The following is a 13,536-nucleotide window of genomic DNA, read 5'->3' as shown; positions in this document are numbered from 1 at the left end:
CGTTGTTGCGGTGGAAAGGAAAAGGGGCCGGCGTGCAGCCGTTGGTTGCGCGCCGGACCGGTCAGGCGTTGGTGCGCTGCTGCGGGGCGGCGACGTCGGCCAGGATCCTGGCCAGGACGGCCTCTGCGGTGGCGCCGGAGAATTCCGCCTCAGGGTCCATCACGAACCGGTGCGTCCACACCACGGGTGCCAGTTCCTTGATGTCATCCGGCAGGACGAAGTTCCGTCCCTGCGAGGCAGCCCAGACCTTGGCAGCCCGGACCATGGCCAGCGCACCGCGCACGGACACGCCCAGCCGGGTCTCGGGGGCGCTGCGGGTTTCCTCGCACAGCCGCGAAATGTACTCCAGCACCGCCGTGTCCACGTGCGCGGTGGCGGCGAGGTCTGCCATGTCCGCCACGGCCTGGGTGGTGATGACGGCGGACAGTTCCTTGGAGCGGTCCTTCAGGTTGTTGCCGCCGAGCAGACGGACCGTGGAGGCGTGGTCCGGATACCCGATGGAGGTCTTGATCAGGAACCGGTCCAACTGGGCTTCGGGGAGGCGGTAGGTACCCGCCTGCTCGATCGGGTTCTGGGTTGCCATGACCATGAACGGCCGGCCCGCGGAATAGGTGACGCCGTCCACTGTCACCCTGGACTCTTCCATGACCTCAAGCAGCGCGGACTGGGTCTTGGGCGATGCACGGTTGATTTCGTCGGCCAGGACGATGTTGTTGAAGATCGGGCCCTTGTGGAACTCGAACTTCTGCGTCTTCTGGTCGTAGATGGTCACGCCGGTGACGTCGGAAGGAAGCAAGTCAGGGGTGAACTGGATGCGGTTGTTGGACCCCTGCACGGTGGCCGCGAGGGCCCGGGCCAGGGAGGTCTTGCCGGTTCCGGGCGCGTCCTCGAACAAGACGTGGCCCTCCGCCAGCATGGCCGTGAAGGTCAGCCTGATGACGTGTTCCTTGCCCAGCACCGCCTGCCCCACGTTGGCAACCAGCTTTTCGAACGTACCGGCAAACCATTCGGCCTGCTCCATGGTCATGGTCATGAAATGTGCTTCCTTTAGATGGATCGAAAGTTGCCTTGTGGGCCCGGGAAACCCGGGCCCACAAGATGGATGCGGTTGCTAGCGGTTCGGCATGCCGTTCGGCGGGTTGCAGCCCACGTTGGACGTGTCACAGCGGAGCCAGTTGCCCGAGGCCATACCGGAGTTCAGGTGGTACCAGATACCGCTGGGGTTGTTCGAGGTCTTGTACCAGACCTGGTAGCGGTCGGCCGTGGACGGGGCACCGGCGTCGAGCCATTTGCCCGCGCCCGTGCACTGGGACGGGTTGCCGTCAACGAAGCTGTCCGTCCCCTTGCGAGGCTCCGTGCAGCTGCGTGTGGGGCTGGCCGTGACGTTCCACTCCGTGGGCGGCGGCGGGGTTGGGTCTGCACCGGACTTGGAGGTGGCCGACCCGATCGCGCCGTCGGTCACCGTGACCGCCCGAACCCGCAACTGACGGCTTTGGTTCCAGCCACCAGCGTCGCGGTCATAGCGGTTGGCCTTTCCAACGTTGATCCAGCCACCGCCTTCGTAACTGACCTCGTAGTAGCTCAGGGGCCGGCCGTTCGTGCTCGGATCGTTCCAGGTCCAGTGCACCTGGCCGTCGCCCTTCGTTGACGTGGTGCCGTTGACGTTGGGGGCGCTTGCCGGCCCATACGGGTTGGCTGTCCCGATCGCCTTGGCATCGCCGGACATGGTGTTTTTCGTGGACGTCGCGATGATGGTCACCGTGATGTCCCTGCCGTTGGTCATGCCGCCGATGGTTCCACCGCCGGCTGGGATCGGGCCGCTCTTGCCGTCAGCGTTGTACGAATAGGTCATTTCACTCGCGGTGGACCCGTTCCGCTGCGCCTCGCTCAGCGGCGTGAACGTCACTTTCAGCTGTCCGCTGGTTCCCGTTTCCGCGACCGTCCCGCTGCTCACCTGGCCCGGTTTGCCTGCTGCCCGGATGGGGGCGGACTGGGCACTCGTGCCGCCTGTTCCGGCCTTGTTGGTGGCCGAGACCGTGAAGGTGTAGTTCGTTTCCGAATTATCCACGGTGACGTTCTGCGACGTTCCGGATACCTGCTGGCTGGCCACCGCCGCACCGCCGCGGAGGGTGGTCAAGGTGTAGGACGAGACAGGGTCGCCGTTGTTGTTGGGTGCGGACCAGACCACCCGCAGCTGGCTCTGCGAGCCCACCGGAGTTGCCTGCGACACGCTCGGCGCGGTGGGCGTCGCGGGAACACCCGCGGGCACCTCCGCTGCCGAGTACGGGCTCCATTCGGAGGGTTCCTTGGCGTCGTTGCGTGCCAGGACCCGGACCTTGTAGGAAACGCCGTTCTGCAGCCCCTTCCAGACATAGCTGACCGACGTCAGGTTCTGGATCTGTGCGTTCTGGCCTGCCGGTGCCGGCGAGATTTCCAGGTCGTAGGACTTCACCGGCGATCCCTTGCTGGCGGGCTGGGTCCAGTTGACGGTCAGCTGCTTGTCGCCAAATTTCAGCGAGGGCGCCAAAGGGGTATCCGGCTTCACGTCCGGCCGGACATCGGCCGAGGCCGGCGAGCGGTCGGACTCGCCGAACTCGTTCGTGGCCGTCACCTGGAAGTGGTAGGTGGTGTTGTTGGTCAGGCCATTAAGGGTGCAGGTGTTGGCCGGGCAATCCTGGCGGAACCCGCCCTCGCCATACACCGTGTACTTGGTGATGGGCGAGCCCCTGTCGGCCGGGGCGGTCCAGTTCAGCAGCGCCGTGCGGTCACCCACGCTCTGTGCCTGCGCCGTGGTGGGGGCCGCGGGCTTGTCCTTGACGGTCAAGCGGATGCGCGCCGTGGCATGCCGGGACGCGTCACCGGTCTTGTCCTCCACGGTGTAAGCCACCACCATGGTCCCGGTAAAACCGGGCGCCGGAGTGACGGTCACCGAGTCGCCATTGACGCCTACGTTGCCGGTGCCCGTTTCGGTGTTTGCGGCAATGATCTTCAGCGGGGTCTCCGGGAACGGGTTGGCGTCGTTGGCGAGCACGTTGATGGTGACGGGCTTGCCAGCGGCGGCGTTCGCTTCGACGTCGTCGTTGGCCACCGGCTTGGGCCGGTTCGAGGCGGTCACCGAAAGCTGGTACGTGGCCGTTGCCTCGAGCCCGCGCGGATCCCTTGCCTTGACCTGGACGGCGGCCCTGGTGCCGGTGGCGGTGGAGTCCGCCGCCGAAGCCTTGAGGGTCTTGCCGTCGATGCTGACGTTGAAGCCGCCGGGCGCTCCGCCCACCAGTTCATACTTCATCTTTTCGAGGTCGCCCTGGTCCGGATCGGAGGTCAGCTTGCCCAGGTCGGTGCTGGCCGTGTCGCCCTTGGGAACGTCCACGTCCGAGCCAAGCAGTTCGGGCGGGTTGTTCTTGTTGGGGTCCGGGAGCACCTTGGTTCGGATGCTGAGGGTGGACTTCAGGCCGGCGGGATCGTCCGGTCCGGTTCCGTCCGTCACCTCGAACGTCAGGGACCCTGGGCCCACGTAGTCTGTTCCCGCGGTGTATTTCAGACCGGTGCCGTCGCCAATGACGGGGTTGCCGCCGTCGGCTCCGATGAGGTTGATCCGGTCCGCCTGGGTCAGCCGGGGCGACCTGCCCTCGCGGACCTTCACCCATTCGTTGAGGTTTACGTCGACGGACTGGCCCGCTACCACCTCGATGACCTCGTCCTTGGCCAGGGTGGGAACCTGCTGGCCGAGGCCCGGGACCCAGATAACAGCGGTGGACTGCAGTCCGTCCACGTCTTCCACGGTGTACGGGATGAGCTGGGGATCCTTGGTCAGGTCTACCAGAACGTTGCCGTTGCCGCCAGGCCTGGCGGTGGTGGCCTCCGTGCTGATCTTGAGGTTCTCGCCCACGCCGTCCGGGTCCTCATCGTTCTTCAGGACGGGGACATCAACGGCGGTCTTGCCCATTGCCTGGGCTGAGGTCACCCTGTCGTCACGGGCGATCGGCGCCTTCAGGGGCACGTTGTTATCGACCACTAGGCGGATGGTGGCCTGGGCGGTGGCGTCCCGGTCATCGGCGATGGTGTAGCGCACGTTGACGGTTCCTGCCTCGTTCGGGGCCAGGAGGATGATGCGGCCGCTGTTCCTGCTGACTGTCGCCTGGAGTGCGGGATCGGCTTCGATGCCGTCGGTGAGGATGCGGATGCGGTCGCCGTCGGGGTCGGTGTCGTTCGCGGTGGCGTCGACGGCGATCTGGCGGCCGGGACGGACCCGGACTTCGTCGTCCACGGGCGTGGGCTTCTGGTTCACCTCTCCGCGCGGGGCGATGCCAACCGTTACGGTGCCTGTGTTCACGGCACCCTGGCGGTCAACCACCTTGTAGCGGAACGTGTCCGTACCCGCGCCGTCGCCGGCCGCGGTGAAGTCGATGAAGTTGCTGCCCACCGTCGCGGTGCCCATGGCGGGGGTGCTGTCGATGCCCGTGAGCTGGACGGAGTCGCCGTCGGGGTCGATGCCGTCGAGGGGAACCGGGATCCGGACCGTCCCGGCAGCCACCACCCGGGCGGTGAGGTTCCGCGGCTGGGGCCGGGAGTTCTCCGCACCTTCCAGCGGAAGGATGTGGATGGTCACCGCGGCGGCACTCTTCTGGCCCTGCGGATCGACGGCGTTGTAGATGGCGCGCACCGTCTTGGGCTGGCTGCCGGCGATAAAGCGAACGGTGTTCTCGGAAACAAAGCTCTTGCCGTCAGCCGGATCCACGGCCTGCGGCAGGACGGGGTCCACGGTCAGTTCCTGCCCCTGCGGGTGGGTGTCGTTGTCAAGGACGGGGATGGTGACGACGTCGTTGACCCGGACGTTCACCTCGTCCGGTTTGGGCTGGGGTGCTTCGAGCACGGCCGGCGCCGGGACGGGCACGACCGAGACACTGCCCGTGGCGGATTTCTTGCCGTTGGACATGGTGTATTCGAACAGCAGGGGGTCCTTGGTGCCAAGGATGTCGGTGATCCGCAGGACGCTGTGGTTGATCACGCTGACCGATACCGGGGCGTTGTCCGGGATTTTGACGGACTGCAGCACCAGGACGCCGCCGGAGGGGTCGGAGTCGTTGGCCAGGGGGTCCAGCAGGACACTGCCGCCGGTAGGCATCAGTGCCACGTCGTGGACCGCCACGGGATCGCCGCCGTCGTTGCCGGATTCGACGTCCACGCGGATCAGCCCCTGGCTGCTCTGCGGCCCGTTGCTGGCGATGTACGTCAGGTACACCGGCCCGGGGGTGCTGCTGCGGAACGTGAAGGTGCCGCCGTCCGTGACGGGGCCGAGTTCGGCCGGTCCGTTGGCTTCCACCTGGGCCAGCCGCAGGGCACCGCCGTTCGGGTCGACGTCGTTCTTCAACGGCGAGATGACCAGGTCCTGGCCCACGACGGCGGTGACATGGTCCGCGTTGACCACCGGTGCCAAGGCGCCGGGTGGCTGGACGTTGACCACCACCTTGCCGGTGACCGTGGCGCGGCCGTCCCAGATGGTGACCTGGACGTTCTTCTTGCCGGCGGTCGCACCGGAATCCTGGAAGGTGAGGAGGCCGTCGCGCCGGACCTTGACTTGGTCCTGGTCGTTGTCGGCCTTCGCGTCGAGCAGGACCAGATCATCGCCGTCGGGGTCGATCCAGTCCGTCAGGATGTTCTGGCTGACCGTCTTGCCCTGTTCCACGAGCATGGTGGTGTCCTCGCCGCGCTTGAACTTGGGCGGCTTGTTTTCGTCGGGCCCCACGACGCTGAGCGTGACCTGCCCGGTGGCGGAGAGCCCGCGGCCGTCGGAGGCGCTGTAGTTAAAGGTCTCCGTGCCTGGTTTGGCATCCGCCGGAACGGTGATCTGGAAGGCAGTGCCGCCGTAGATGCTTTCGAGGGTGCCGGATTTGGGTGCGGCTTCCGGCGCCACGGCAGCGGTCAGGACGTCGCCGTCGGGGTCCGAGTCGTTGTCCAGGACGCTGAGGATCGTGGTGCGGCCAGGCCGGACGCCGATGGCGTCGGGCTTGGTTTCCGGTGGCCGGTTGGGTTTAGTGCGGTCCGGCAGGACGTTGATGGTGTTGTTGTCTGCCGATTCCTGGTCCTGGTCATCGGACTGGTTCTTGGGCGGGACGACGTCGTCCCAGTTGTTGACCAGCTGCATGTTCTGGTTCACCAGCCACACGTTGCCCGAATTCACATCATTCAGGACCACCAGGTCCCGGTTCACCCGGAACACATACGACGGCGACGCACTCGCCTTCGGCACCGCAACATTCTTATCGTCCGCATCATTGGTGCAGTCCCGGATGTACTTGTTCGCACCCGACCACGCCGCATGCACACACCCGCCCAACTGCACCGGAGCCGCAGGCACGCCCTCACCATCAAACGAGACCGTCTTCGCCGCCGCCCCGTCCAAGGGCTGCTTCAACAACGCCTTCCGCGTCGCAACGGCAACAAAATCACTGCCCGGCCCCGCCTGCTGCAACTTCGCATCCCGCGCATTCTCCAACACCAGCCGCTTACCACCAGGCAAAAACAGGTTCCCCGCCGCAGCATCCAACACCACCGGCTTGTCCCCCACCACCGTCATCTGCAGATCCCCGGAACCCTTCAACCCCTCCCAGGTACTGGACTCCGAGGACATCACCGCACCATTGGCATCCACCCCCGTCACGGACACCACCCCGGACTTCGGATCCGCCGAATAAATCCGGTCATCAGACCCCACCGCGGAAACAATCCCCTCAGAACCCACCATGACAGGCTCCGACGCTTCCTCATCAAAACCATTCACCGTCGACGGAGACACCGCCCACACCTTGCCCGACGCCGGATCCGTCACCGAAATCGTCTGCGCCCCAAAACTCACCGCAGCAGAACCCGGCAACCGCTTATCCCCACCCAGGCGCATATTCGCCGGCGACACCTGGTTCAACGTCGAACCAGTCGCATCATCAACAAACACCTCACCCGCATGCTGCAACACATCAAACGTCGTCGACGCCGGCGTCACCGCACCATCAAGCACCCGCGAAGGATAATTCAACCGCCCAACAGCATTCTTGGACTTCGACACCACCCACACGCCACCATCATTCAACTCAACCTCAGTGGTCTTAAACCCCGGATACAACACCGCACCCGTCACCACCACAGCCACCACCACACCAAACGCAGCCCCGGCGGCGGCCTTCTTATGTCGCTTCTTCAGCCCAAGCTTCCCCAGCAGAGTTGTCACAGCGTTACTTTTCCCTCAGATTGTGTTGCCAGATACGGTCCTGTTCGCGGGACAGGCAGTAGGCTTTCTTTCCCCGGGCCAAGCCTACCGAAGCCCCGCAAGACCCCGCGATGGGGACCTCTATCCCGTGTACCGCTCATTCCGGGGCACTTGCCCGGCGCCGCGGCGGCTATGGCGTTGCCCCGGTCGGGAAGGTGCACAGCGGTACACCGCTTTGCGCGGGAGAGCCCAGGGTGGTGTGCAGCGACTGGATCCAGCGGGTGGCATTGGGCGAGCCGCGCATGATGTAGTACCACTGTCCGTCTCCGCTGTATGTGGTGCCGTGCGGCTTCCAGCACATGACATCGAACGTGTCCAGGTGCGACATCCAGGGCCGGTCGTAGCCGCCTTGGCCATCGCAGGTATTCCTCGACGGGTCATATGACGTGGCGCCGGGCAGGTCGGTGCAGCTGCGGTCCATGCCGGGACCAAGCCGCGTGGTCCAACGGGTTTTCGCGGCACCCGACTGCGCGGAGGCAGACGCGACCGGGCCACCGGTGCCGCGCGAATTGACCGTTTGTACGTCGATCGAATGCCGCTCGTTGAATCCGGCGGTGTTGATGGTGCGGTTGCCGGAGGCAGCCACCCGTTCCCAGCCCCCGCCGTCGATCCTGATCTGGGTGTAGGCGATGTCGTGGCTGCCCGCCGCCGGGGATGCCCAGCTCAAGGTGAGGTTCTTCTGGTTCTCCGCGCCGTCCTGCCCGGCGGCCGACGGCGTGCCAGGAGAACCGTACGGGTTGGCGGTGGCCGGCGTGCTGGCGTCGGAACTGGGGGCCACCGAAGAGTTGGCGATGACGGTGATGGCCGTGGAACTGCCGTTGGCGAATCCTCCGACGGTTTGCCCTGGCCTGATCGGACCGGACTGTCCCGTGCTGGCCCGGTAGGTGTAGCTGACTTCGGCGTACGTTGAGCCGTTGCGTTCGGCGGCGGTGAGTTCGCGGAAGTCGATGGTGACGGAGCGCCCGGCTCCGCCGGTGTTGGCTTCCGTGGCGCTCACGCCGGAGACTTGCGCGAGCTTGCCGGTGGCGCGGCGCGGGGCGGACGCCGCACTGACCGCGCCCTTCCCGGCCTTGTTCTCGGCCTGCACGGTGAAGGTGTAGGCCGCTTCGGAGTTGTTGGCGGTGAAGTTGGCTGTCCGGACGGTGCCGGCCACCATCTGGGTTTGGGCTGCCCCGCCGCCGCCGCTCATGGTGACGTAGTAATTCCTGATGGCGTCACCGTTGGTGTTTGGCTCGTTCCAGTCCACCTTGAGCTGGTTGGAGGTTCCCACGGAAGATGCCACGGACGACGTCGGAGCGGCGGGTGCGGCGGGAACACCGGCAGGATTGTCCTCGGCGGAGTACGGGCTCCAGTCTGAGGGGCCCAGTTCGTTGACTGCCTGGGCGCGCACCTTGTACCGGACGCCGTTGGTCAGCCCGGGCCAGGTGTAGTTCAGCCCGGTCACGCCGTTCTTGACCGCCGCCCCATTCGCGGGCGGCGGTGAGATCTCAAGGTTGTAGTTCTTGACGGCCGAACCCTCGGTTTTGGCTGCCGGCCACGTGATTTCCATGGTCTTGTCGCCGGCCTTGACGGCAGGCGCGTCCGGCGGCGACGGCTTTTCGTCCGGCCGGATCTCATTGGAGGCCGGCGACGGGTCGGATTCCCTGACCTCGTTCGTGGCGGTGACGGTGAAGACGTACTTGACGTCGTTGGTCAGGCCGGTCAGCGTGCAGGTGGTGGTGGCACACTCCTGGCTGAAGCCGCTGGTGGAGTGCACGGTGTATTTGGTGATGGCCGCGCCGTTATCCGACGGCGGTGTCCACTTGAGCACGGCCGTCCGGCTCCGGACATCCGTGGCCGTGGGCGCGGAGGGCGCGTCGGGCCGGTCACGGACGGTGATCCGGACCCGTCCGTCGGTCTGCCGGGATACGTCTCCGGTCTTGTCCATGATGGTGTAGCGCACCACCATCACGCCTTTGAACCCGCTGGCCGGTGTGACGGTGATCGAGTCCCCCGCCACGGCGGGCTGCCCTGCGGCCGATCCGGTCTCCACGGTGGCGGAGGTGATCCTGAGGGGCGTCTCCGGGAAGGGGTTGTAGTCGTTGGCGAGGACGTTGACGGTCTCGGACGTGCCGGCGTTCGCTTTGTCCACCACGTCCTCGTTGGCTGTGGGAAGCGGTCGGTTGGAGGCCACCACGGTGGCGGTGATGGTGGCGCGGACCGGATCTGAGCGGCCGTCGGTGACTTTGAGCGGGATGCTGCCTTTCCAGCCGGCGGCCCGGGCTGAATCGGGGGTGACCTTAAGGGTTGCCTTGTCCACTGTTGCGTTGAAGCCCTCGGGGAGCGCGCCGTCGAGAGCGAAGGCGAGCTTGTCCTGGTCGCCGGCGTCAACGTCCTTGGCCAGGTTGCTCAGGTCCAGGGTGGCCGACTCGCCGGCGGGAACGTCGAGGGTGGCTCCGCTGAAGGTGGGCGGATGGTTGGCGTTGGGGTCCGGGATGACTTTGGTGATGATGCTCAGCGTTGACTTGAGGCCGGCGGGGTCGTCCGGCCCTGTGCCGTCCGTCACCTCGAAGGTGATGGAGCCTGGACCCACGTAGTCCTTGAGGGCGGCATAGCGCAGGGCATTGCCGTTTCCGGCCACCACGTTGTCCGGTTCCCCGCCCAGGATGCGGACCTTGTCCACCTGGGTGATCCGGGGCGTGCGGCCTTCCCGCACCCGGACGTAGTCCGCCAGGTTGAGGGTAATGTCCTTCCCGGACATGACTTCCACGGTCTCGGTCTTGGCCAGCGTGGGGTGTTGCTCCCCCTGCCCGGGCACCCAGATGACCGCCGTCGCGCTTTGGCCGTCAACATCGGTGACAGTGTAGGGAACCAGCTGGTCGGCCGGCCCAAGCGTGACGCGCACGGTGCCGTCGCCGGTGACGCGGGCGTTGGGGTTCCCGTCCGGCAGGCCGATCTTCAGTTCGGAGGCCACGCCGTCGGGGTCTGAGTCGTTCTTGAGGACCGGCACGTCCACGGCGGACTTGCCCAGCGTCTCTGCGGGGGTGACCACATCGTCTTTGGCAACCGGGGCCTTCAGTGCGGCATCAGGGCTGGCCTTAACCCGGATCACTGCACCGGACTGGGCTTTCTTGTCGTCCTGGATCTTGTAGCTGACGCTGTCATTGCCGGCAGCGTTCGGGGCCGTGAGCAGCACCTTGCCGCCTTCGGCTGCCTCCACGGCGAGGTCCGGGCGGGCCTCGAAGCCGTTGGACACCAGGGTGATCGGGTCACCGTCCGGATCTGAATCGTTGGCGAGGGCTTCAACGGCGATCTTGCGTCCGGGCCGGACTTCAATGGCGTCGTCGACTGCGATGGGCTTCTGGTTGGTGGCTTCCGCGGGTGCGATGCCGACGATCACAGTTCCGGTGTTCTCGGCCCCGATCCGGTCGCGGACCCGGTAGGTGAAGGTGTCAGTGCCGGCTGCATTGCCCGCTGCGGTGAATTCGAGGTAGCCGTCCTTGACCACGGCCGTGCCCATGGCGGGAGCCTTGTCCACCCCGGTCAGCTGGACGGAGTCGCCGTCGCTGTCCACGCCATCGAGGGGTACCGGGATGCGGACGGTCATGCCCGCCACCACCCGGGCGGTGAGGTTTCTTGGTTCTGGCCGGGTATTGAGTTGGTCGTCGCGGGCCCGGATCCGGATCGTGACCTGCTGGGAGTCGGACTGGCCTGATTCGTTGGTGACCTTGTAGATCGCGTAGACGGTTTTGGGTACGTCGCCGGCGATGAACCGCACAGTTCCGCCTGCCGTGAAGATGCGCCCGTCCGCCGGGTCCGGCTGCTGGGCCAGCTGCGGGTCAAGGGTGAGGGCGCCGCCGTTGGGATCGGTGTCGTTGGCCAGCACGGGGATGGTGACGACGTCGCCGGCACGGACGGTGGCCTCATCCGGCTTGGCCTGGGGGGCCTGGAGTTTCGCCGGTGCGGGGACCACCAGCACGGCGATCTCGCCGGTGGCCGAGGCTTTGCCGTTGGAGATGGTGTATTTGACGGTGAGCTGGCCCTGGGCGCGGATGTCGGTGATCCGGACAACGGAATGGTCCAGCACGGAGACGCTGATGGGCAGGCCGTCCGCGGCCGTCACGGACTGGACCACCAGCACGCCGCCGGAGGGGTCGGAGTCATTGCCGAGCACGTCCACCAGCACGTTGCCGCCACTGGGCAGCAGTGCGGTGTCGCGCACGGCGACGGGGGCGCCGTCGCCGTTCCCGGGCACGACGTCGACACGCACCAGTTGCTGGGCGCTGGCCGGTCCGTTGGTGGCCAGGTAGGTGACGTAGTGCGCGCCCTCGGCGGTGGAATTGAACGTGAAGGTTTGCTGGTCGGCGCCCATGGTGGCGGTGGAATTACCGTCCGGGGTGGCCTGGGCCAGGCGCAGCGCCCCGCCTTGCGGGTCTGAGTCGTTCTTCAGCGGCGCGATCACCGTGTCCACCCCGGCGACGGCGACCACGTGGTCCGCGTTGGCGATCGGCGGCAGCGCCCCGGGCGCGCGGACGTCGACGGTGACCTTTCCCTCGGTGGTGGCCCGGCCATCCGAGACGGTGACGGTGACGGTTTTGCGTCCCGGTTCAGCACCGGAATCCTGAAAGCTGAGCAGGCCGTCAGGCCGGACCCGGACTTGGTCGCGGGGGTCGCTGCCGCTGGCACCGACCACGAAGAGGTCGTCGCCGTCGGGGTCGATCCAATCGGTGAGGATGTTTTGGCTGACGACCTTGCCTGCCTGCACCACCAGGGTGGTGTTGCGGTTGGGCTTTTGCCGCGGTGCCGAGTTCTCCCCCGGCGGGACGACGTTCAACGTGACATCGGCGGAACCGGAAAGGCCGCGGCCGTCGTCCACCGTGTATTTAAACGCCTCAGAGCCCGTTTTGTCGGCGCCGACGCTGACCTGGAACCCGGTGGCGCCGTAGATCGGCGCGAGCAGGCCTGACTTCAGGGGGTCGGGCGTGCGAACGGTGAGGACGTCGCCGTCGGGGTCCGAGTCGTTGTCCAGCACGGGAAGGACGGTGGTCTTGCCGGCGCGCACGCCAAAGGTGTCCGGTTTGGCCACGGGGGCGTTGTTGGGTTTGGTGCGGTCCGGCAGGACGGTCTGCTGCACCTCATCGGCCGAGTCCTTGTCGGCGTCGTCCGAGGTCTGTTGCGGCGGGATGACGTCGTCCCAGTTGTTGACCAGCTGCATGTTCTGGTTCACCAGCCACACGTTGCCCGAATTCACATCATTCAGGACCACCAGGTCCCGGTTCACCCGGAACACATACGACGGCGACGCACTCGCCTTCGGCACCGCAACATTCTTATCATCCGCATCATTGGTGCAGTCCCGGATGTACTTGTTCGCACCCGACCACGCCGCATGCACACACCCGCCCAACTGCACCGGAGCCGCAGGCACGCCCTCACCATCAAACGAGACCGTCTTCGCCGCCGCCCCGTCCAGGGGCTGCTTCAACAACGCCTTCCGCGTCGCAACGGCAACAAAATCACTGCCCGGCCCCGCCTGCTGCAACTTCGCATCCCGCGCATTCTCCAACACCAGCCGCTTACCACCAGGCAAGAACAGGTTCCCCGCCGCGGCATCCAGCACCACCGGCTTGTCCCCCACCACCGTCATCTGCAGATCCCCGGAACCCTTCAACCCCTCCCAGGTACTGGACTCCGAGGACGTCACCGCACCATTGGCATCCACCCCCGTCACGGACACCACCCCGGACTTCGGATCCGCCGAATAAATCCGGTCATCAGACCCCACCGCGGAAACAATCCCCTCAGAACCCACCATGACAGGCTCCGACGCTTCCTCATCAAAACCATTCACCGTCGACGGAGACACCGCCCACACCTTGCCCGACGCCGGATCCGTCACCGAAATCGTCTGCGCCCCAAAACTCACCGCAGCAGAACCCGGCAACCGCTTATCCCCACCCAGGCGCATATTCGCCGGCGACACCTGGTTCAACGTCGAACCAGTCGCATCATCAACAAACACCTCACCCGCATGCTGCAACACATCAAACGTCGTCGACGCCGGCGTCACCGCACCATCAAGCACCCGCGAAGGATAATTCAACCGCCCAACAGCATTCTTGGACTTCGACACCACCCACACGCCACCATCATTCAACTCAACCTCAGTGGTCTTAAACCCCGGATACAACACCGCACCCGTCACCACCACAGCCACCACCACACCAAACGCAGCCCCGGCGGACCACCGCGAGCGCAGCAGCCGGCGTTTCGAGGGCATGGCAAAACCAGGGTTT

At 66.0% G+C, this 13,536-nt stretch carries 3 protein-coding genes; all 3 read right to left on the bottom strand.

Annotated elements, in window-relative coordinates; all coding sequences use genetic code 11:
- Positions 1-61 precede the first annotated feature (61 nt).
- Positions 62-1,033 (bottom strand): AAA family ATPase, encoded by a 972-nt coding sequence (locus tag AC4EEV_RS17725; protein WP_018763002.1) that lies wholly within the window; start codon positions 1,031-1,033, stop codon positions 62-64.
- Between the two features lie 78 nt (positions 1,034-1,111).
- Complete coding sequence (locus AC4EEV_RS17720; protein WP_491329608.1) at positions 1,112-7,222, bottom strand: Ig-like domain-containing protein; 6,111 nt, start codon at positions 7,220-7,222, stop codon at positions 1,112-1,114.
- Positions 7,223-7,391: 169 nt separating this feature from the next.
- Positions 7,392-13,520 (bottom strand): Ig-like domain-containing protein, encoded by a 6,129-nt coding sequence (locus AC4EEV_RS17715; protein ID WP_491329607.1) that lies wholly within the window; start codon positions 13,518-13,520, stop codon positions 7,392-7,394.
- Between the last annotated feature and the right edge of the window lie 16 nt (positions 13,521-13,536).

This window comes from Pseudarthrobacter sp. MOO14 (assembly GCF_058267675.1).
The sequence above is the reverse complement of the archived record's forward strand: the minus strand, read 5'-3'. Positions and strand labels throughout refer to the sequence as shown.

What these genes read in the sequence shown, in the direction of transcription:
- AC4EEV_RS17725 (WP_018763002.1), bottom strand. Translation starts at nt 1,033, where the DNA reads ATGACCATGACCATGGAGCAGGCCGAATGGTTTGCCGGTACGTTCGAA.
- AC4EEV_RS17715 (WP_491329607.1), bottom strand. Translation starts at nt 13,520, where the DNA reads ATGCCCTCGAAACGCCGGCTGCTGCGCTCGCGGTGGTCCGCCGGGGCT.